The organism is Pelagimonas sp. KU-00592-HH, from assembly GCF_040369695.1.
Taxonomy (GTDB): Bacteria; Pseudomonadota; Alphaproteobacteria; order Rhodobacterales; family Rhodobacteraceae; genus Shimia.
The window spans coordinates 471,568-493,459 of record NZ_BAABWM010000001.1; the positions used below are offsets into that span (position 1 = coordinate 471,568).

The window sequence follows — 21,892 nt, forward strand, 5'->3', positions numbered from 1 at the left end:
GCCTTAACTGCCTGAGACAGACACTTCTGCCAGTTCGGTCAGCGGAATGCCCAAGGCCTGCATTGCCTGAAGCGACAGGCGGGAGCCGGCGGTGTCCTCTGCCACCAGCGGGATCAACGTCACCTCCACGCTCTGCCCGCCATAACGCACCCGCCCCGGTCCCGGCACCTTGGCCAGCGGAGTCTTCAACCACAGCCCCGGCTCGGTCGCCGTACCCAGAGACACGACGGTCTTGCCCAACTCCCCTTTGGGACCAATCGCGCTGATGGGGGCAACCTCGGCATCTTCCCCCGCTGCGCCGTCCTCTTCTAAGGGCTCAACTTCGGTCGTTTCCTCGGGGGCTGACTTCTTGCCAAATCGGTCCAGCACGGGCCAGTCCGGCATCTTCACCTGCGACAGCCCACCTTCGCAGGCCGTCAGCCCCAGCAATGCCAGCCCGCAAATTCCAAACTTCCAAGAATTGTCCATCATCTTCCGCCCTTGCCCCGCCACCAAACTCACACTACCTATAACGCTATGACTGCACCCTTGATCGATCCCTTCCAGCGCGCTGTCAATTACCTGCGCGTCTCCGTCACCGACCGCTGCGATTTCCGCTGCGTCTATTGCATGTCGGAGAACATGACCTTCCTTCCCAAAAAGGAACTCCTGACGCTCGAGGAATTGGACCGCCTCTGCTCCGCCTTTGTCGACCTTGGTGTTGAGAAACTGCGCATTACAGGCGGAGAACCGCTGGTACGTCGTGACATCATGACGTTCTTCCAGGGCATGACCCGCCACCTCGACAGCGGCAAGCTCAAGGAACTGACACTCACAACCAACGGCTCGCAGCTCGAAAAATACGCAGATCAGCTATATGCCGCCGGGGTGCGCCGCGTGAACATCTCCCTCGACACCATCGTCGAAGAGAAATTCGCCGAAATCACCCGCTGGGGCCGCCTGCCCCAAGTCCTGCGCGGCATCGACGCCGCCCAGAAGGCAGGGCTGCGCGTAAAGATCAACGCCGTCGCCCTCAAGGGCTTCAACGAAGACGAAATGATCCCGATCACTCGCTGGTGCGCCGAGCGCGACATGGATCTCACATGGATCGAGGTCATGCCGATGGGCGACCTCGGCAATGAAGACCGTCTTGACCAGTACTGGTCGCTCAAGGATCTGCGCGCGCGTCTTGGCGAAGAATACACGCTGACCGACCTTGCCGAACGCACCGGTGGTCCGGCGCGCTATGTTCGGCTGGAAGAAACCGGTCAGAAGATCGGCTTCATCACCCCGCTGACCCATAACTTCTGCGAAAGCTGCAACCGTGTGCGCCTGACCTGCACCGGCCAATTGTTCATGTGCCTTGGACAGGAAGACATGTACGACCTGCGCGAACCGCTGCGTAGCTCGACCGATCCCGAGGTTCTCGAAGAGGCGATCCGCGCCGCGATCCGTCTCAAGCCCAAGGGCCATGACTTTGACTATTCGCGCCAGCGTGCCGATGGCCAGATGTCGCGCCACATGAGCCACACAGGCGGCTGATGCCTCCCGCCCCTCTGACGTTTGTCACGCGCCTCTATCAGGCGCTGACCTTTGCTGCCGCGCCCTTGGCCATGCGCGCCGCGCGCCGCCGTTTCATCTCCACCAACGCCCCGCTTGATCGCCTGCGCGAACGCAATGGCCACGCCTCCAAACCGCGCCCCCAGAGCACTTTGGTCTGGATGCACACTGTAAGCGTCGGTGAATTCCTGTCGGTCCTCGATCTCATCCGGGAAATCACCGAATCCGGCCATCAGGTTCTGGTCACGACAACCACCGGAACCGCCGCCGCCCTCGCCGACAAGCGCCTGCCCGAGGGTGCCCTGCACCAGTTCTCACCCATCGACACGCCACAGGCCGTGCGCCGCTTCCTGTACCACTGGAAACCGGACCTCGCGGTCTTTGTCGAAAGCGAAATCTGGCCCAACCAGATCCTTCAGGCCAAGTCGCGGGACATTCCGCTGGCCCTGATCAACGCCCGCCTGTCGGCCAAGTCTCTGACCCAATGGCAGAAACTCTCGGCCACCGCCCGCGCCCTCTTTACCCGCTTCGACTGTATCCTCTGTCAGGTGCGCGGCACCGAACAGGCCCTCGAACTCCTCGGCGCACCGCGCAGCGCCCTGCGTACCACCGGCGATATGAAAGCCGCCTCCGCCCCCCTGCCCTTCGATGCAGACGAGGCGTCAAAGCTGAAAGCGCAGATCGGCACGCGCCCCATCTGGGTTGCCTCCTCGACCCATCCGGGGGAAGAGCCCCTCGTGACCGAAGCACACCGCGCCGTCACCGCCCAATACCCCGATGCCCTGCAAATCCTTGTCCCGCGCCATCCGGACCGGGGCAACGAGATCGAGGCGCAGCTGCGTTCCGAAGGCTGGACGATTGCACGGCGCAGCCGGGGCGAAACGCCCAGCCCGGACACCCAGATCTACCTCGCCGACACGCTGGGCGAAACCGGACTGTGGTATCACCTCGCGCCCATCACCTTTATCGCCGGATCGTTCACGCCCGTTGGCGGGCACAACCCCTACGAACCCGCCCATTTCGACTGCGCCATCCTGCACGGCCCGCAATACGCCAACTTCAGCCTTGCCTATGGCGAGATGAAAAACCACGCGGCCTGTCTTGAGGTCGCGGACGCCCAGGCGCTTGGCACGACCGTCGCCCGCCTTCTGAACGGCCCTCAGCAGAAAGCTCTCGCAGACAACGCCCGCGCCTATGTGGCCTCTGCCCAGAACATCCGCCAGGACGTCCTGCGCGATCTGCTGGACCTCATGAAATAAGGGCCGCACCTCGCGGCGCGACCCCCTCAAAACGTTCTTATTTCAAGCGCTTACGCGGCAGGCATCCGCTGCTCGACAATCTCTGCCCACCAGCTGCACCCCGCCGGAATGGCGTCGTCGTTAAAGTTGTACTCGGGGTGGTGCACCATCGCTGTATCGCCGTTGCCGACAAGGATATAGGCGCCGGGGCGTTCTTCCAGCATGAAGGCAAAGTCCTCACCGCCCATCACCAGCGGCGCGTCATCACACTGGCCACTGACGGCCCGCGCCACATCCGCGGCAAATTCGGTCTGCTCTTCGGTGTTCACCATCACCGGATAGCCTCGGTGGTAATCCACCGCCACCGAACCGCCAAAGGTGCCGGCGATGCCAGTGCAGATTTCCTTGATGCGGGTTTCGGCAAGGTCGCGCATCGCGTGGCTCATGGTGCGCACGGTGCCCTTCAGATGGGTTTTCTGCGGGATCACGTTGTAGGCATTCGAAGAGGTCTCGAACGACGTAACCGACACAACGATCTGGTCCACCGGATCGGCGTTGCGGCTTGCCACGGTCTGAAGCGCCAGCACCGCCTGCGCGGTCATCACCGTCGTGTCCACCGTCTCCTGCGGTTTCGCCGCGTGGCCACCCTTGCCTTCGAACACGATGTCAAAGGTATCGGTCGCCGCAAAGAACGCCCCCGGACGGATGGCAAAGGACCCAACCGGTTTGCCCGGCCAGTTGTGCATGCCATAAACCTCCTGAATGCCCCAGCGGTCCATCATGCCGTCATCACACATTTCCTTGCCGCCACCGCCGCCTTCTTCGGCGGGCTGGAAGATCACGACCACGGTGCCGTCAAAATTGCGGGTCTCCGACAGGTACTTGGCCGCACCAAGAAGCATGGCCGTGTGCCCGTCATGGCCGCAGGCGTGCATCGCGCCCGGCGTCTTCGAGGCATAGCCGAGGCCGGTCTGCTCATGGATCGGCAGTGCGTCCATGTCAGCGCGCAGACCAATCACCTTGCCCGATCCGGTCGCCTTGCCCTTGATCACACCAACAACGCCGGTGCGCCCGATGCCCGTGACCACCTCGTCACAGCCAAAGGCCTCAAGTTTCTCGGCCACCAAAGCCGAGGTGCGATGGGTTTCGAAAAGGATCTCGGGGTTCTCGTGAATGTCCCGCCGCCATTCGGTAATCTCTGCCTGCAGTTCGGCAAAACGGTTTTTGACTGGCATCTGTTCGCTCCTTTTCTGGTCAGTCCTTGGTAAGCGGCATCCGCCGCTCAACCAACTCCGCGAACCAGCTACACCCAACCGGAATCGCGTCGTCATCAAATACGTATTGAGGATGGTGGCACATCTGCGTGTCGCCATTCCCAAGGAAGATATAGGCTCCCGGACGCTCTTCAAGCATGAACGAGAAATCCTCTGCCGGCATCACCGGCGCGGTCATGTCATCGACTTTGCTGTCCCCGGCCACCGCGCGCGCGGCCTCGGCGGCATAGCCCGTGTGCTCCTCGGTATTCACCGTCACGGGGTATCCATCGGTCCAGGTCATCTTGGCCGTCGCCCCATAGGCCAGGGCGGTATGTTCGGCAATAGCCCGGATACGCTCTTCGGCGATCTGACGATATTCGGGATCAAGCGTGCGCACCGTGCCTTTCATCCGCACCGTGTGGGCAATCACGTTCGACGCGTTGCTGTCGGTGTTGAATGTTCCCACGGTCACCACCACCCGCTTTACCGGATCAACGGTACGCGCCACGATGCTTTGCAGCGACACAACGATCTGCGACGCCACGAGGGTGGTATCAATCGCCTCATGCGGGGCCGCCGCATGGCCTCCGCGCCCTGTCACCACGATCTCGAACTCGTCCGCCGACGCCATCAACGGCCCGGGCCGGATAGCAAACTCGCCCACCGGCAGGCCGGGATAGTTGTGCAGGCCATAAACCTCCTGCACCCCCCAACGATCCATCATCCCGTCGTCACACATGGCCTTGCCGCCAGCGCCGCCTTCTTCGGCAGGCTGGAAGATAAGGATGACGGTGCCATCGAAATTGCGGGTCTCCGCAAGGTACTTGGCCGCGCCAAGAAGCATCGACGTATGCCCGTCATGTCCGCAGGCATGCATCTTGCCCGGCACGGTCGAGGCATAATCCAGCCCCGTCGCCTCCTCGATCGGCAGCGCATCCATGTCAGCGCGAAGCCCGATCACACGCCCCGAGGCATCGCTCCGCCCCTTGATGACACCCACCACGCCTGTGCGGCCAACGCCCGGCACGATCTCGTCGACACCAAACTCTTTCAGACGGCTTTCAACAAAGGCCGCGGTCTCGTGCACGTCATACATCAGCTCCGGATTGGCATGCAGATGCCGCCGCCATCCGGTGATTTCTTCATGCATTTCTGCCAAACGATTTCTTACAGCCATTGCACACCCCCTCAAAACTGCAAATCAGAGATCCGGCCCAAGGATCAACTTTGAGCCATCCGAATAACGGGACAATCGAAAGCGATGCAGGTCATGCCCCACGTCGCCGCCGGTCACCATATCCGCCATGATCCGCCCAAAGGCCGGACCAATCCCGAACCCGTGCCCGCACATGCCGGTACAGATAGAAAGCCCCTCGACAGGGGCACGGTCCACCACCGGCACCACGTCGGGTGTCGCGTCGATCATGCCTGCCCAGCTGCGTTCAACCTCGACCTTGCCCAGCGCCGGAAACAGCGCCTCAAACCGCGCGCGGATTTCCTCGACCTTGCGGGCATTCGGCGCCGGATCAAGAATGCGCATCTTCTCAAACGGCGTCACGTCCCCGCCACGCCACCGCCGTCTGGTCCCCCAGCCATCAGGGTATCCCTTGGGCGACATCGGGCGGTAATTGTGTGAAAACGGCGCTTCCATCAACTGCGGCAGGTAGGTGCGAAAATGCCGGAAACAGTCCGGCCCGACAAACGTCTCATGGAACCCCGACGCCGCCAGCGTATAGCCCCCGTCTTCCCGCCGCCTGAACGCCAGTTTGGACCCATTGGCACCGCCCTGATGGATATCGGGAACCGCGCCGGTCTGCACCACCGTCGCACGCACCGAAAGCTGGGGAATATTGACCCCTTCGTTGCGCAGGAACAACGAAGACCAACTCCCCCCCGCAACGATCACCTCCTGCGTGCGAATGATGCCCTTCTCGGTCACAAGGCCGCTCACACGGCCGTTTTCCCGCTCAAGCGCCCGCGCCGCGCAGTCCTCGACAATCACCGCCCCCGCCGCAACAGCCGCCCGCGCCAGCGCAGGCACCGCCAGAAACGGTTCGGCCCGCATATCTGAGGGCGTATGCAACGCACCGACATAGCTCTTGGTCATGCCGGGAAACTTGGCCTCGATCTCGGCGGGCGACAGGATCACACTGTCCACACCAAGCGGGCGCGCCTGCTCCAGCCAGTCCTCGTAGACCGCAAGCGCCTCTTGCGTCTCGGCAAAATAGGTCAGGCCACAGACATTCAGACCAATGTCTTCGTCAACCGCCTCGGCGATCTCTTTCCAAAGGCGGTTTGCCTCCACCATGATCGGGATCTCGGCAAGGTCACGCCCCTGCTGCCGGATCCAGCCCCAGTTGCGCGAAGACTGCTCCCCCGCAACGCGGCCCTTCTCGACGACAACCGGTTTCAGCCCCTTGTTGGCAAGGTAATAGGCGCTGGCGATACCGATCACGCCGGCACCGATGATCACGACATCCGCCGCCTCTGGCAGCGCCCCTTCAAACTCGGGCGCATTGCCCATGGAAATCGGAAAGCCTGCCATCTGCCCCGTCATCCTTGCAACAAATCCAGCAATCGTGCCATGAAACCCTGTCCGGCCTCGAACTGCGCCACCGTCAGGTACTCGTTGGGCTGGTGCGCCTGCGCAATGTCACCCGGTCCACAGATCACGGCAGAGTAGCCGCCTTCCTGGAACTGACCACCCTCGGTGCCATAGCTGACAACATGGCTTGCATTGTCTCCGGTCAGACGGCGCACGATGCTTTCCGCTTCGCCGTTCTCTTCCGGCACCAGTCCCGGAAGCTGGAACCGTTCTTCCAGAGCAATCTTGGTCTCGGGCACCACGGCCTGCATCAGCGCTTCGACCTCGGCCACCTTGGCCAGGAACCGCTTGCGCCAGTCTTCGACGTCATCACCGGGCACCACCCGGAAATCGACACCGAACCAGCAATCCTTGGCAGTGATGTTATGCGCTGTGCCGCCCTTGATCGTTCCCACATGCAATGTGGTGAACGGCGGATCGAACATCGCGGCAATCTCGCCCGGCTCGGCGGCCATATTGGCGGCATTCATCTCGTTCACCCACTCGATGATCTTCGCCCCATACAGGATCGCGTTCACCCCGGTGTGCAGGATCGACGAATGCACCTCGAAGCCCTGCACATGCAGGTGATAGCCAAAGCCGCCCTTGTGCCCGGTCACCGCCTGCATCATCGACGGCTCCCCGACAATGACCGCGCTGGCCTTGGGCACAATCGGCTGCATCGCGCGGATCATCGGCGGCGCCCCAAGACAACCGATCTCCTCGTCATAGCTCAACGCCAGTTGCAGCGGCCGCTTGAGGTCACTGTAATGCCCCTCGACAAGCGCCCAGATCGCAAGCGCGTCAAAACCCTTCATGTCACAGGTGCCACGCCCGAAAAGCTTGCCATCCTTTTCAACAACGCTGAACGGATCGGTGCCCCAGGGCTGGCCATCCACCGGCACCACGTCCGTATGCCCCGACAACACCACGCCGCCCTCTTCCAACGGGCCGACATGGGCAAAAAGCGCTGCCTTTTCATTGGTTTCGTCATAATGACGATGCGCCTCGATGCCGTGGCTCGTCAGATAGTCATCCACCCACTCGATCAAAGGCAGGTTGCTGTCACGGCTGACCGTGGGAAAGCCCACGAGCTTATCAAGAATCTCCCTAGGAGTTAGTCGCTCACCCATATTTCCCTCGCTGGATTCGAAGGGAGCCTAGAGCGTTTTGACCAAATGGAAAATGTCAAAAGATCACCCGTATCCCACCAAATTCGATGCCCCCAAACTCACTTCTGGCCGGGAGCGTTCAGAGGCAACGTCGATGCACAAAAAAAAGGAAGCACAGCACTCAGCCACGCTTCCTCCGAAAATGTCAGTACCCGCTGTCCGAACGCAGAACCTTGTGGCCCGGCGTCACCTCGAAATACTCAGACGGCCCCGGCTCGTGACCAATCGGGTGAATCGGCGATGGGATAGGCTTGAAGTTCAGGTCCTTCTCGGACTTGCGCTGCCGTGGGTCGGCAATCGGAACCGCCTTCATCAGGGCCTGTGTATAAGCATGCTGCGGATTTTCAAAGACCGCACGCCGCGGCCCCAGTTCCACGATCCGCCCCAGATACATCACCCCGACATAGTGGCTCACCCGCTCCACGACAGCCATGTCGTGGCTGATGAACAGGTAGGACAGGTTCAATTCTGCCTGCAACTCCATCATCAGGTTCAGAACCTGCGCCTGAACCGACACGTCCAGCGCCGAAACGGCTTCGTCCGCCACGATCAGCTTGGGGTTCAACGCAAGCGCACGGGCAATCGCGATCCGCTGGCGCTGACCACCCGACAACTCGTGCGGATAGCGCTTCATGAAACTGCGCGGCAGTTCCACCCGGTCAAACAGATGCGCCACGCGATCCTGCAACTCGCTTCCCGAATGGGTGCCATAGTTGCGCATCGGTTCCGCCACCTGCTCCATCAGCTGCATCTGCGGATTGAGCGAGGCAAAGGGATCCTGAAAGATCATCTGCATATCGCGGCGCACCTTGTGCAACTGCGATTGGTTGAGCGACATCACATCCACGTCGTCGAACAGGACTTCCCCGGCCATCGGCTCCACAAGACGCAGGATTGAGCGGCCCGCCGTTGATTTGCCGCAGCCCGACTCGCCCACGAGCGACAGGGTCTGCCCCTTGTTCACCGTAAAGGATACATCTTCGACCGCGTGTACATTGGCCACGGTCCGGCGCAACAGCCCGCCCTGAACCGGAAAGCGCGTCACGAGGTTCTTCACTTCAAGAATGGGCTCGTCGACACCGGGAATCGGATCGAGGTTCTGCCCCTCGACACCAAAAAGTTTCATCGGGCGCGGCAAATCCGTTCCCGTCATTTCGCCCAGCTTGGGAACCGCCGCCAAAAGCGCCTTGGTATAGTCGTGCTTGGGGTTCTCGAAGATTTCCTCGACCGTCCCCTCTTCCACCTTGTTACCACGGAACATGACAACAACGCGGTCCGCCATCTGCGCCACAACCGCCATGTCGTGCGTGATGAACATCACCGCCGTCCCGGTTTCGCGCTTCAGGCGGTCCATCAGCGCAAGGATTTCCGCCTGGATAGTCACGTCCAGCGCAGTGGTCGGTTCATCCGCGATCAACAGGCGCGGCTCGCAGGCCATCGCCATGGCAATTACCACGCGCTGACGCATCCCGCCCGACAATTCGTGCGGATATTGCTTCATGCGGCGCTCCGGCTCAGGAATGCGCACCTGCTTGAGCAGTTCCAGCGCCCGCGCCTCGGCCGCGTCTTTGCTCATCTTCTTGTGCAACCGCAGGCCTTCGGTCAGTTGTCGACCAACAGTGAACACCGGATTCAATGCTGTCATCGGCTCCTGAAAGATCATTCCGATTTCATTACCGCGAATCGTCCGCATCAAATCCTGTTCGGTTCCGGCAAGGTCCGTCTCGCCACCATCACGGCGATCGAACAACAGGCGACCGCCGGCGATTTCCCCGCCTCCGAACTCCACAAGCCGCATCAACGACAGGCTCGAAACTGATTTTCCCGACCCGGATTCGCCAACGATACAAACCGTTTCGCCCGAATTGACCTTGAACGAGACATCCTCGACGCCGACTACCGGACCGCTCTTGGTCTGGAACTCGACGCGAAGGTTTTCGATTGACGCGATGGCGTTATCCAACATGGATCGCTCACCCCATTTTTAGCTACCCTAGAATATGGTGACGCTAACGACAGCAACGCCCAACTGTCAAACAGGAGGCAGAATTCTTTCCCGCTGCCGCAGCGTAAACCGAAACGCTAGGCTTGCAATTTGTCGCACCTTGGTCTGTGATGCCCTCAGTCGAGAGGGGATATATTTTTGAGAACCGTTTTTATACGGCGCCTCATCTGTTTTCTCACGTGACAACCAACAAGCGAACGGCTGACAAGGCCGTCGCGTAATAAGCACAATTTTGTGCGCAACAAGGAGTGAACCATGAAGGTTAAATCACTTATGCTAGGCGCTGCCGCCGCATTTGCCATGGCCCCTGCGGCAATGGCAGAACGCGGTTCGGACGGCCACGTCAACATTATTTATTGGCAAGCGCCCTCGATCCTGAACCCGTTCCTGTCGGGCGGCACCAAGGACATCGAATCGGCATCGCTCGTTATCGAGCCCCTCGGCCGCTACGATCCCAATGGCGCACTTGTCCCCTACCTTGCAGAAGCAATCCCGACCGTCGCCAACGGCGGTGTGTCCGAAGATCTCAAGTCGATCACCTGGAAACTGAAGTCGGGCCTGAAATGGTCGGACGGGTCCGCCGTGACCTCGGCTGACGTGAAATTCACGGCTGATTACTGTATGCACCCCGAAGGTGGCTGCGCCCAGTTGGCCAAGTTCGACGGCGTCGATAACGTCGAGATCATCGACGACCTCACCGTCAAGGTGAACTTCTCCGAGCCCAAGCCGAACCCCTACGGTCCGTTCATGGGCGGCCAGTCGCCGATTATCCAGAAAGCCCAGTTCGAGAACTGCATGGGCGCCAAGGCCCCGGAATGTACCGACGCCAACTTTGGCCCAATCGGGACCGGTCCCTTCGTCGTCACCGAGTTCAAACCGAACGACGTGATCTCGATGGAAGCCAACCCGAACTACCGTGACGCATCGAAGCCTGCCTTCGCAACCCTGACCTTCAAAGGTGGTGGTGACGCGACCGCAGCAGGCCGCGCCGTTCTGGAAACCGGCGAATTTGACTACGCCTGGAACCTCCAACTGGCCCCCGACGTTCTGGCCAAGATGGCTGAAGGCGGCAAAGGAACCCCGATCGCGGCCTTCGGTTCGCTGGTCGAGCGTCTGGAAATGAACATGACCGACCCGTCGCCGTCGCTCGACGCCGACACCCGTTCGACCCGCAAGGCACCGCACCCGTTCCTGTCGGACATCAACGTGCGTAAGGCCCTGTCGATGGCCATCGACCGTGAACTGCTGGTTGAAGTCGGCTACGGCCAGGCCGGTCGCCCGACCTGTAACCTGGTTCCCGGACCGGCGGTTTACGCTTCCGACAACACCGACTGTCTGACCCAGGACATCGCCGGCGCGAACAAGCTGCTGGACGATGCCGGCTGGGTAAAAGGCTCTGACGGTGTACGCGCCAAAGACGGCGTGCGCCTCTCGATCCTTTATCAAACCTCGACCAACGCAGTTCGTCAGGACTTCCAGGCCCTGATCAAACAGTGGTGGAGCGAGATCGGTGTTGAAACCGAACTGCGCAACCTGAACGCATCGGTCTTCTTCGGTGGTGACCCGGGCTCGCCGGACACCTTCCAGAAGTTCTACGCCGACGTTGAAATGTACGCCAACAACTTCGACGGCACCGATCCGCAGGCCTACCTGTCGATGTACCGCTGCGGCAACGAGCCCAAGCCGGAATCGCAGTGGCAGGGTGAGAACATCAACCGTTTCTGTGATCCGGCTTACGATGCGATGATCGACGAACTGTCGCGCACCTCGGATCTCGAAAAGCGTTACGAACTCGCCAAGAAGATGAACGACATGCTGACCAAGGAAACCTACACCATCCTTCCGCTGGTGGACCGTGGTCGCGTCTCGGCACATTCGAACACCCTCGGTGGCGTGGTTCTGAACACCTGGGATTCGGAACTGTGGAACATCGCCGACTGGCATCGCGTAAAGTAAACTGACGCGAAACAGGACGCCCCGGTCGTTGCACCGGGGCGTCTTTACACATAAAGACGCCGCCACTTGCCAAAGGCGGTGCATTCCCGCCAAAAATAGAAAAAGACTGCTCTACAAAGGCGCCGATCATGCTCACATTCACGATCCGACGACTTATCCTCGCGGTCCCGACGCTTTTGTTCATCAGCCTGGTGATCTTCCTGCTGCTTGAACTGGCCCCCGGTGATCCGATGGCCCAGGTCCCGCTGACCGTGCCCCCCGAAGTCAAGGCCAAGATGCGCGAAGCGCTCGGTCTCGGCGAACCCCTTCACGTCCGCTACTGGAAATGGCTGGTTCAGTTCTTCTGGATCGAACCCCAGGTCCTATTCGACAACATGTTCGGCACCACCTTCGCCGAAGGCAAACAACGCATCCTGAGCTGGCAGACCCGCTCGCCCGTAATGGACATGGTTGCCCAGCGTCTGCCCCAGACCCTCTGGGTTGTCGGCATGTCCTACATCGTCGGCATCCTGATTGCCCTGCCGATCGGCATCTACTCGGCCTATCGCCAGTATTCGATCTTCGACCAGTCGGGCACTTTCATCACCATGATCGGTTTCTCGATCCCGCCCTTCTTCACCGGCCCGCTGCTGATCATGATATTCGCGGTGCAACTGGGCTGGTTCCCCTCGGTCTATGACACCACCCACGTGGTGAACGACTGGGACAGCTTCGTCGTCCAGCTACGCCAGATGATCATGCCAGTCATGGTTCTGGCCCTACAGACCACGGCCCAGATCAGCCGCTTCATGCGCGCCTCGATGCTCGACAACCTTAACCAGGACTACGTCCGCACCGCCCGCGCCAAGGGCCTGCCCGAAAAGGTCGTGGTCATGGTGCACGTGCTGCGCAACTCGATGATCCCGGTGGTTACCGCCATCGCCCTTGGCATCCCCGGCATCTTCGGCGGCGCGATCATCACCGAAGTGGTCTTCAAAGTGAACGGCATCGGTGACCAGCTGCTGAACGCCCTGTTTGCCAATGACCTTCCCTCGGTTCAGACACTCGCCTTCATGATCGCGGTGCTGATCGTCGTCTTCAACCTCATCGCCGATATTCTCTACGGCGTGCTCGACCCGAGGATCCGCTATGACTGAGTCGACCGCAAATAAGATCGAGCCGCTTCAGGACAAGGTGCCGACCGAACCGCCGCATTCGCAGTGGAAAGACGTCTGGGACCAGTTCAAGAAACACAAGGGCGCCCTCATGGGCGGCACCTTCCTCTTGTTCATCACCCTCGGTGTCCTGTTCGGCGAATACATCTGGACCCTCGATCCCCAGAAACTCGACATCCGTAACAAGGATGTCCGCCCGATCTACACCGCGATCTGGGATGGCGATGCCAAGGTCCAGTGGGCACACCCGCTGGGCACCGACAACCTCGGGCGTGACGCGCTGGCCAACATGATCGTGGGCGGCCGCACCTCGATGGCCGTCGGCTGGGTTGCTATGATCCTCGCCCTCAGCATCGGCACCTCGATCGGTGTTCTGGCCGGGTTCTTCCGCAAGCTCGACGGCCCGCTGATGCGCTTTACCGATCTGGTGCTGTCACTGCCGATCCTGCCGCTCCTGCTGGTTGCCGTGACCCTGTTCCGCGATCAGCTCCGCGCCGCCTTCGGGCCGGAGACCGGGATGTTCATCCTGATCGTTGGCGTGGTGGGCGTGACATCCTGGATGCAGACCGCACGGATCGTGCGTTCCGAGGTGCTTGCGCTGAAAGAGCGCGAGTTCATCCTCGCCGCAAGGTCCATCGGCACCACCCCCGGCGCAATCATCCGCCGGCACCTGCTGCCCAACGTGGTGTCACCGATCATGGTTTCCGCCACCCTCGGACTTGCCACCGCGATCATCACCGAAAGCGCCCTGTCCTTCCTCGGTGTCGGCTTCCCGCCCGACTTCCCGACATGGGGCAAGATGCTGGCCGATGCCGTACCGCGCATGGACCAATACCCCGAACGCGTGGTCCTGCCGGGCATGGCCATCTCGCTGACGGTTCTGTCGGTGAATTACCTTGGCGACGGCCTGCGCGACGCGCTCGACCCGCGCATCCGGGGTCGCTAACGAAATAAGGACATCCAGTCTGGATTCCTCCAAAGGCCGGGTCAATTGATCCGGCCTTTGCCGTTATCGGAACCCTGTTCCTCCCCGTCGACATCCTAACGGAACAGCGTCCCGAAACCCTGCCCCTGCGGCAATGCAACAACACTTGATCATATTTGAATTCGTCTGCATTTGGGAAAAAATTCCAATGCATGAGACGACACCATGTTCGAGTCCCTCGGTTTCGAAACGCTCACCGCCCCAGAGGCAATCGTGTTCTTCGCACTCGCCCTTGGCCTTGCCTTCGGCGCACTGGCCGAGCGCACCAAGTTTTGTTTCCGCCGGGGTATCGCCGGTGAAGACCGCCGCGCCGCCCTCGGTGTCTGGCTCACCGCTCTTGCCGTGGCCGTTCTCGGCACCCAGACCGCAGTACAGGCCGGTTTGATCTCCTTTGCCGAGCACCGCTTCCTGTCGCCCGACCTGCCGCTGGCAGCCCTTCTGATCGGTGGCGGCCTGTTCGGGGCTGGCATGGTCCTCACCCGCGGCTGTGCCTCGCGCCTGACCGTTCTGTCGGCCACAGGCAACCTGCGCGCCGCCCTTGTCCTTCTCGTCTTTGCCTTCGTGGCCCATGCGGCCATGAAAGGGGTGCTTGCGCCCCTGCGCCTGTCGATCAGCGCTTATACCCTCCCGCTCGAGGCCACCTCACTCCCCGGCCCTTCAGCAATCTGGGTTGCGCTCATTGTCGGCGCGGCAGGTTTCATCGCGCTGCGCTCGGGCAACCGTCCCGCCACCCTCCTAGGCGCGGCCCTGATCGGCGCACTGGTGCCGCTGGCATGGGTTGGCACCGGCTTTGTCTTCTACGACGACTTTGATCCCGTCCCCTTCGAAAGCCTCGCCTTCACCGCCCCCGCCGCAGACGCCCTGTTCTTCACGGTGGCCTCCAGCGCGGTTTCTGCGAACTTCGGAGCAGCCCTGATCGGCGGCGTGCTCGCGGGCAGCCTGCTCTCCTCGCTCGCCTTCCGCAGCTTCCGCTGGCAGAGTTTCGAAACCCCGGCGCAAACCGGCCGTTACCTGTTGGGCGCAACGCTCATGGGGTTCGGTGGTGTACTGGCAGGCGGTTGCACCGTCGGCGCAGGCCTGTCGGGCATCCCGACCCTCTCGCTCTCGGCTATCACCGCGGTGGCGGCCATCGTCGCTGGCGCATTGGTCACACATAGCCTGCTGACCGCCAGCCCACGTACCGCGGCCATCCCTGCCGAGTAACGAGATTTTTCGGGAAAAATCTCCCCGGGCAAAACCTTCGAGAAGGTTTTGCCCCTAGTGCATCTTCTGCTTGATACGGCGCACCATCCACCAGACAAGGCCAACCACCGGCAGAACCAAAGCCGCCGTCACCTCGCCCTTGCTGAGACCAAGGCTCTTGGCCAGCGGGTACACCGCGTATGAGGCCAGCGACACCGCATAGTAGCTGATCGCGACCACGGACAGGCCTTCCACCGTCTCCTGCAAGCGCAGCGCCAGATCCGCCCGCCGGTCCATGCTCTCAAGCAAGGCCTGGTTCTGCGCAGACCGCGAAACATCCACCTTGGTCCTAAGCAACTCGCCCGCCCGCGTCGCCCGCTGCGACAGGTCTTCCAAGCGCTTCTGCGTTGAGGCCACCGTCCGCATCGCCGGATCATAGCGGCGCATCATGAATTCCGAGAAAATCTGGCGCCCGTCATAACGCTCTTCCCGCATGACTTCGATGCGCTGGTGCACGATGGTCTCATAAGCCCCCGTGGCTCCAAACCGAAAAGCACTCTCTGCGATCATGTTCTCCAGCTCCGCCGAGACCTGCAACAGACGCTCAAGCGTCTCCTCCGGCGGTGCATCCCCGCGGCTGATTTCCCCCATCAAGGCGGTCAGTTCGCTCTCCAGCGCCCCAAGCGGCCCCGTCATCGACCGCACGCGGCTGAAGCCCAGCATAGACATGCTCTTGTAGGTCTCGATCTCGCACAGCCGCTGCACGATCCGCCCGATCCGCCGCGCACCCGTACCCGGCGTTACAAAAACCCCCATCCGCATATGTCCTGACGGGTTGATCCGAAAGTCCGTTCCCACCACGGCAGAGCCATCCAGCACTTCGGAGACCGCCAGGCTTTCGGGTACAAACCAGTCCCGCAGGCTCCGGATGATCACCTCTTCCTCCGGCCGCTCCTCCACCCGGATCAACGCCGATGTCACCCGCACACCGGGCGCCTGCGCCAGCCAGTCTTCCGGAAACACCTCGAATTCCGCGGGATCAAACGGCCGCGCACTCAGACCCGGTGTGAACACCGTGTAGGTCACGAACTCCGTGTGCTGCTCCCACTTCAGCGCATGACGCCCGATCTGCCCCGAGTAATGCGTAGCCCCCGGTTGCGGATGCGCCCCCCCGTGACGATCCAGAAGATCGCACAGATGCGCGAGGTCCTCGCCCCGGTCCCGCCCCACCGCGTTGACCGGCTTCTTGATGGCTATGAACACCGCCGTGCAGGGCTCCTCCAGCGATGGGAAGGGGCGCGCGTGCAACTCGTTGGTCAGCTTGTATCGCAGCGGGTGATCGGCAATCGGGGCCATGGGCACTCTCCTGAAGTCCCCGCACCCTAGCCAATTTTGACCACATGTAAACAAAAATGTTTTATTTCAACATGTTACGCGAATGCAATGGTATACAAACCGCCTCAACACCCTAAAAAACAAGCATATTCCCCCAATGCCCAACCATTCGGTCAAATCGCGCCCACACCCGCAAAACAAAAAGGGCGCCGCAACGGGCGCCCTTTCCTGTCTTTTCTGCAACCGGATCAGTTGATCATGGTCAGCAGGGTATCCAGCGATTGCTTCGCGTCACCATAGAACATGCGGGTGTTCTCTTTGTAGAACAGCGGGTTCTCGATGCCCGAGTAACCGGTGCCCTGACCACGCTTCGAAACAAACACCTGCTTCGACTTCCAGCACTCCAGAACCGGCATGCCTGCGATCGGCGAGTTCGGGTCTTCCTGTGCCGCCGGGTTCACGATGTCGTTCGAACCGATAACGATCGAAACATCGGTCTCCGGGAAGTCCTCGTTGATCTCGTCCATTTCCAGAACGATGTCATAAGGCACCTTGGCTTCGGCCAGAAGCACGTTCATGTGGCCCGGCAGACGGCCCGCAACCGGGTGGATCGCGAAACGCACGGTCTTGCCCTTGGCACGCAGACGACGGGTCAGTTCCGCCACGTTCTGCTGAGCCTGCGCAACGGCCATACCGTAGCCCGGGATGATGATGATGCTGTCGGCCTCTTCCAGCGCGGTTGCCACGCCGTCTGCGTCGATGGCGATCTGTTCGCCTTCCACTTCCATGGCCGGACCAGCCGCGCCACCAAAGCCACCAAGGATAACGCTGACGAACGAACGGTTCATCGCCTTACACATGATGTAGGACAGGATCGCACCCGAGGAACCCACAAGCGCACCCACCACGATCAGCAGGTCGTTGCCCAGCGAGAAACCAATCGCGGCCGCGGCCCAACCCGAATACGAGTTCAGCATCGACACAACCACCGGCATGTCAGCACCGCCGATACCCATGATCAGGTGATAACCGATGAACAGCGCCGCGATGGTCAGGATCAGCAGCGGCAGCAGGCTGCCCGAGTTCAGGTACCAGATCAGGCAGACAAGCGAGATCGCCGCCGCGCCTGCGTTCAGCGCGTGACCACCAGGCAGCTTGGTCGCCGCCGACGTCACCTTGCCCGAAAGCTTGCCATAGGCGATGACAGACCCGGTAAAGGTCACGGCACCGATCCAGATACCAAGGCTCGCCTCGACACGCAGGATGTTGATCTCAACCGGGGTCTTCTTGGCCAGAAGCGCCGCGAAACCCTCAAGCCCCTTGGCCAGATCCTTGCTCAGCGGCAGGGTGCCGTCGGGGCTCATAGCCATGACGTTGCCCAGCTCGAAGTGCGCGTTGAAACCAACGAACACGGCCGCAAGACCAACCAGCGCGTGCATACCGGCAACCAGTTCCGGCATCTGGGTCATTTCGACCTTCGACGCCAGCTGATAACCGATCACGCCACCGGCGGCGATCAGGATGACCGACAGCCACCACAGGCCGGCACCGGGGCCGATCAGCGTGGCAAACACCGCCAGCGCCATGCCGACAATGCCGTACCAAACGGCACGTTTCGCGCTTTCCTGCCCCGAAAGGCCACCCAGGCTGAGGATGAAAAGAACAGCCGCAACAACGTAAACGGCAGTAGTGAAGCCCAATTCCATAGTCCCGGCCTCCTTAAGATTTCTGGAACATGGCGAGCATGCGCCGTGTTACGAGGAAGCCGCCGAAGATATTGATCCCGGCAAAGAACACCGAAATCGCGGCCAGCAGGATCACCAGGAAGCTGCCCGACCCGATCTGGAGGACGGCACCCAGGATGATGATCGACGAAATCGCGTTGGTCACGGCCATCAGCGGGGTGTGCAGCGAGTGGCTGACGTTCCAGATCACCTGGAAGCCCACGAAGACCGACAGAACGAACACGATGAAGTGCTGCATAAAGCTTGCCGGGGCCACGAGACCCACGCCCATCATCAGCGCCGCACCTACCGCCAGCAGGGTCACCTGCTGCTTGGTCTGCGCCTTGAAGGCCGCTACTTCCTGCTCGCGCTTCTCTTCCGGGGTCAGTTCCTTGACCTCGGCCTTGGGCTTGGCGGCAATCGCCTGCACTTTCGGCGGCGGCGGCGGGAAGGTGATGTCACCCTCAAAGGTCACGGTCGCGCCGCGGATCACGTCATCTTCCATGTCGTGGTTGATCTGACCGTCCTTCTCGGGGGTCAGGTCGGCCATCATGTGACGGATGTTGGTGGCATAAAGCGAAGACGACTGCGCTGCCATGCGGCTCGGGAAGTCGGTATAGCCGATAATGGTCACGCCATTCTCGGTCACGATCTTCTCGTCCATGACGGTCAGCTTACAGTTACCACCCTTCTCGGCGGCAAGGTCGACGATTACCGAACCCGGTTTCATCGCGGCAACCATGTCCTCGGTCCACAGTTCCGGCGCTTCGCGGTTCGGAATAAGGGCCGTGGTGATCACGATATCGACTTCCGGCGCCAATTCACGGAACTTGGCCAGCTGAGCTTCGCGGAACTCAGGGCTCGACACCGAGGCGTAACCGCCGGTCGCCGCGCCATCCTGCTGTTCTTCCTCGAAGTCGAGGTAGACAAACTCGGCGCCCATCGATTCAACCTGCTCGGCCACTTCCGGACGCACGTCGAATGCCAGGGTGATCGCGCCAAGCGAGGTCGAGGTACCAATCGCTGCCAGACCGGCAACACCAGCACCCACAACCAGAACCTTGGCCGGGGGAACCTTGCCCGCCGCCGTGATCTGGCCAGTGAAGAAACGGCCAAAGTTGTTGCCCGCCTCGATCACCGCGCGGTAACCGGCGATGTTGGCCATCGACGAAAGCGCGTCCATCTTCTGCGCACGCGAAATACGCGGCACCATTTCCATGGCGATCACGTTCGCGCCCTTGGACTTGGCCACTTCCATGCCGTCTTCATTCCCTGCCGGGTTGAAGAACGAAATCAGCGTCTTGTCCTTGGTCAGGCGCTTCAGCTCGGTTTCATTCGGCTGACGCACCTTGGCCACGATATCAACCGCTTTCCACAAAGCAGCCGGGGTCTTGATGATCTCGACGCCCGCCTCTTCATAGCTGGCATCCGAGAACCCGGCTGCCAAACCGGCGCCGGTCTCAATGGCACATTCGTAACCCAGTTTCTGAAGCTGCTTGGCAGAGTCCGGTGTCATTGCGACCCGGTTTTCCCCGTCAAACACCTCTTTTGGTGTACCGATTTTCACGTTTCCTATCCCCCTTCGGTCAAAGAGCAAGATTATTTCGCGCAACCCATGCTGCGGTTGCGAAAAGTTTTAACGACATCCCAAATGCTGCACAAGCAAAATGGCATCTCCCCGATTTCTGCGCCGCCACGTCATCACACCCACCGCCGTGTTTTCTGGCAATAGCGGGCGAAATCCGCACGGAACTTGCGGCGCAGACGGTTTTCTTCCGGGATGACAAAGCGCTTTTCGATGACCCAGACGAAGATCGGCACCAGCGGCAGCGCAAGAACAGCGTCCCAGTACAGGATCAATCCCAACAGGATCAGCGCATCACCGATATAGATCGGGTTGCGCGTGCGCGAGAAAATCCCGCTTTGAACCAGGCGATCCGCGTCGCGATGCGGGATCAGCGTGGTTTTCTGGCGGCGCATTTCCGTCACCGCAAGCAGCATCAGGACAATCCCGCCGCCCACGCAAAGCCCGCCAACAAGGTCGGCCCAGACCGGCCCGAAGGACAGGCCCAGCGCATAGTGGCTGGCCTGAAGCCAGGCAAGCACCAGCGCACCCGCCAGCCATACGGGAGGAAGATCAATCCACTGCTTCATGGTTTATACGCCGCCGTCTCTGACCAGCCTCTCATGCCGGTCTGCAACACAACCACGTTCTCCCGCCCCAAAAGACGCGCCGCGAAAGTGGCCTGCGATGACAAGGTGCCGGTATTGCAGTAAAAAACCACCATTCCGCTGTCCGGAATTTCGTCAAGACGGGCAGCCACTTCGCGCCATTCCATATGCATGGCGCCCGGAATATGGCCGGACTCGAATTGTTCGGCATCACGGGTATCGACAAAAGTCGCAGCTTCGAATACGTCCTGCGTCAGTTGTGCAGGAAGGATGATACCCGCCTCATAGGTGGCAAAATCCATATAGTCCTGAACCGCTTCGAGAACGATTTCCTCGTCCGCCAAAGCGGGCATGGCCAAGGCCAAAGCCAGAACTGCCGACACCAGTCGTTTCATGACATCTCCTTTAACGACGTTTACAGCGTCCGCAATGTCGTATTTTGACCCTGCGCAACAAAAAGGAAAAAGTTACGCCCGTGCCACAGCATTGGTACGGGCGTTTCGGGATTTACTCCCATTCCATCTCTTCGAACACGCGGCCCGCGTTTTTGGTCGCCAGTTCCTCGAAGGTATCAAGCGTTTTCCAGCGTTCCTGGTCGACATAATAGGCCCCGGCAAGGTCACCACCCTCATCGATATGCGCGCCAATCTTCTCGCGCAGATCCACCAGATAGTCGCGAGTATACCGGCGCACCTGCGCCAGGTTGGTCGGGTGGCCGTGCCCCGGAATGACATAAGTCGGTGCCAGCGGTTCCAGCTTTTCATCCCATGTCTCGATCCAGCAGCTGGTGCAGATGCCTTCGAAAATCGGCAACATGCGCTCGTGGAAGGCAATGTCCCCCGCAATCAGCATACCCCATTGCGGCAACCAGACCTGCGCGTCACCCGGATCATGCGAGGGGCCCATGTACATGACATGAAACTCAACCCCGCCCAGCGTGAACTTGTACTCGTCCTCGAACGACAGGTTCGGCGTGACGGTCCGCGTGCCTTCCGCCTTGTCGCGGTTGTAACGCTCCATGCCCTGAAGGATGAAATCCGCTTCCGAGGTAAAGGCCTCGATGGCATCCACATGGGCAAGGATGTCGACCCCAAGGTCCATCCAATAGGCATTGCCCAGCATCGCGTGCCCCTGCCCGTTTTCATTGATCACGAGTTTCACAGGCTGGTCCGTCACCGCCTTGATCTCGTCATGCAGCGCCTTGGCAAGCCGCACCGACGCCCCGCCATTCACCACGACAACCCCCTCGTCCGTCACCACGAAGGACAGGTTGTTGTTATGCCCCGAGTTCTCGTAGGTCGGCGGTGCCGTCGCCCCGATCGCCGAGAACACGTGCGGGATTACCTCGACCGGCTTCGAATAAAGCTCTGACTGCGGATACTGATCGGCAATGTCCTCACTGGCCAACGCCGCGGTGCCAAACGCCATCGCGGCGGCCCAAACTGCAAAACGAGTCATCCTCGCCCTCCCTGAAAATGTCATTCCCAAAGCAATAATGTACAAATTCGCAACTGTGAATAAGTAATAAAGTGACGGAACGGCGCACCTTGAAACATACCGACGGGTATGTACCCTGCTTTCAAAACAGGG

18 protein-coding genes are annotated in these 21,892 nt (G+C 60.7%); 6 read left to right on the plus strand and 12 right to left on the minus strand.

Features of this window, described 5'->3' with window-relative positions; translation table 11 throughout:
* Positions 1 to 3: 3 nt before the first annotated feature.
* Positions 4 to 471: a hypothetical protein gene (locus ABWV42_RS02495; protein WP_353338755.1), complete on the minus strand. Its 468-nt coding sequence runs from the start codon at positions 469 to 471 to the stop codon at positions 4 to 6.
* 45 nt (positions 472 to 516) lie between these two features.
* Between ABWV42_RS02495 and moaA the strand changes: the two genes are divergently transcribed.
* Positions 517 to 1,521: a GTP 3',8-cyclase MoaA gene (gene moaA, locus ABWV42_RS02500; protein ID WP_255105294.1), complete on the plus strand. Its 1,005-nt coding sequence runs from the start codon at positions 517 to 519 to the stop codon at positions 1,519 to 1,521.
* On the plus strand, positions 1,521 to 2,798 hold the full coding sequence (locus ABWV42_RS02505; protein ID WP_353338756.1) for a 3-deoxy-D-manno-octulosonic acid transferase: 1,278 nt from the start codon (positions 1,521 to 1,523) through the stop codon (positions 2,796 to 2,798). Before moaA ends, ABWV42_RS02505 begins: the two co-directional genes overlap by 1 nt.
* Positions 2,799 to 2,848: 50 nt before the next feature.
* Here the strand turns inward: ABWV42_RS02505 and ABWV42_RS02510 are convergent, their stop codons facing one another.
* From ABWV42_RS02510 to ABWV42_RS02530, 5 genes are all read right to left on the minus strand, one after another.
* A complete protein-coding gene (locus tag ABWV42_RS02510) occupies positions 2,849 to 4,012 on the minus strand; it encodes a M20 aminoacylase family protein (RefSeq protein WP_353338757.1) in 1,164 nt (387 codons plus the stop codon).
* Positions 4,013 to 4,031: 19 nt separating this feature from the next.
* Complete coding sequence (locus tag ABWV42_RS02515) at positions 4,032 to 5,210, minus strand: M20 aminoacylase family protein (RefSeq protein WP_353338758.1); 1,179 nt, start codon at positions 5,208 to 5,210, stop codon at positions 4,032 to 4,034.
* Between the two features lie 24 nt (positions 5,211 to 5,234).
* Positions 5,235 to 6,578, minus strand: a complete 1,344-nt coding sequence (locus tag ABWV42_RS02520) for an NAD(P)/FAD-dependent oxidoreductase (RefSeq protein WP_353338759.1) — start codon at positions 6,576 to 6,578, stop codon at positions 5,235 to 5,237.
* Positions 6,579 to 6,586: 8 nt separating this feature from the next.
* Positions 6,587 to 7,750 (minus strand): acetylornithine deacetylase, encoded by a 1,164-nt coding sequence (gene argE / locus ABWV42_RS02525; protein WP_353338760.1) that lies wholly within the window; start codon positions 7,748 to 7,750, stop codon positions 6,587 to 6,589.
* A 184-nt stretch (positions 7,751 to 7,934) separates the two neighbouring features.
* Entirely contained in the window at positions 7,935 to 9,755 is a 1,821-nt protein-coding gene (locus ABWV42_RS02530; RefSeq protein WP_255105281.1) for an ABC transporter ATP-binding protein, read from the minus strand.
* Positions 9,756 to 10,049: 294 nt separating this feature from the next.
* On the opposite strand from ABWV42_RS02530, the gene ABWV42_RS02535 reads away from it, so the two are divergent.
* From ABWV42_RS02535 to ABWV42_RS02550, 4 genes are all read left to right on the plus strand, one after another.
* On the plus strand, positions 10,050 to 11,750 hold the full coding sequence (locus ABWV42_RS02535) for a peptide ABC transporter substrate-binding protein (RefSeq protein WP_255105279.1): 1,701 nt from the start codon (positions 10,050 to 10,052) through the stop codon (positions 11,748 to 11,750).
* Positions 11,751 to 11,878: 128 nt separating this feature from the next.
* Positions 11,879 to 12,886: an ABC transporter permease gene (locus ABWV42_RS02540; protein WP_353338761.1), complete on the plus strand. Its 1,008-nt coding sequence runs from the start codon at positions 11,879 to 11,881 to the stop codon at positions 12,884 to 12,886.
* Entirely contained in the window at positions 12,879 to 13,850 is a 972-nt protein-coding gene (locus ABWV42_RS02545; protein WP_353338762.1) for an ABC transporter permease, read from the plus strand. The genes ABWV42_RS02540 and ABWV42_RS02545 overlap by 8 nt, the downstream gene beginning before the upstream one ends.
* Before the next feature lie 204 nt (positions 13,851 to 14,054).
* Entirely contained in the window at positions 14,055 to 15,092 is a 1,038-nt protein-coding gene (locus ABWV42_RS02550; protein ID WP_353338763.1) for a YeeE/YedE family protein, read from the plus strand.
* A gap of 54 nt (positions 15,093 to 15,146) precedes the next feature.
* Here the strand turns inward: ABWV42_RS02550 and ABWV42_RS02555 are convergent, their stop codons facing one another.
* The 6 genes from ABWV42_RS02555 to ABWV42_RS02580 form a co-directional block, all read right to left on the minus strand.
* Complete coding sequence (locus tag ABWV42_RS02555) at positions 15,147 to 16,427, minus strand: DUF3422 family protein (protein WP_353338764.1); 1,281 nt, start codon at positions 16,425 to 16,427, stop codon at positions 15,147 to 15,149.
* A 227-nt stretch (positions 16,428 to 16,654) separates the two neighbouring features.
* On the minus strand, positions 16,655 to 18,112 hold the full coding sequence (locus tag ABWV42_RS02560) for an NAD(P)(+) transhydrogenase (Re/Si-specific) subunit beta (RefSeq protein WP_255105268.1): 1,458 nt from the start codon (positions 18,110 to 18,112) through the stop codon (positions 16,655 to 16,657).
* A 13-nt stretch (positions 18,113 to 18,125) separates the two neighbouring features.
* Complete coding sequence (locus ABWV42_RS02565; protein ID WP_353338765.1) at positions 18,126 to 19,697, minus strand: Re/Si-specific NAD(P)(+) transhydrogenase subunit alpha; 1,572 nt, start codon at positions 19,695 to 19,697, stop codon at positions 18,126 to 18,128.
* A gap of 134 nt (positions 19,698 to 19,831) precedes the next feature.
* Positions 19,832 to 20,284, minus strand: a complete 453-nt coding sequence (locus ABWV42_RS02570; protein WP_353338766.1) for a methyltransferase family protein — start codon at positions 20,282 to 20,284, stop codon at positions 19,832 to 19,834.
* Positions 20,281 to 20,697, minus strand: a complete 417-nt coding sequence (locus ABWV42_RS02575; protein WP_353338767.1) for a rhodanese-like domain-containing protein — start codon at positions 20,695 to 20,697, stop codon at positions 20,281 to 20,283. Before ABWV42_RS02575 ends, ABWV42_RS02570 begins: the two co-directional genes overlap by 4 nt.
* 112 nt (positions 20,698 to 20,809) lie before the next feature.
* Complete coding sequence (locus ABWV42_RS02580) at positions 20,810 to 21,760, minus strand: MBL fold metallo-hydrolase (RefSeq protein ID WP_353338769.1); 951 nt, start codon at positions 21,758 to 21,760, stop codon at positions 20,810 to 20,812.
* Between the last annotated feature and the right edge of the window lie 132 nt (positions 21,761 to 21,892).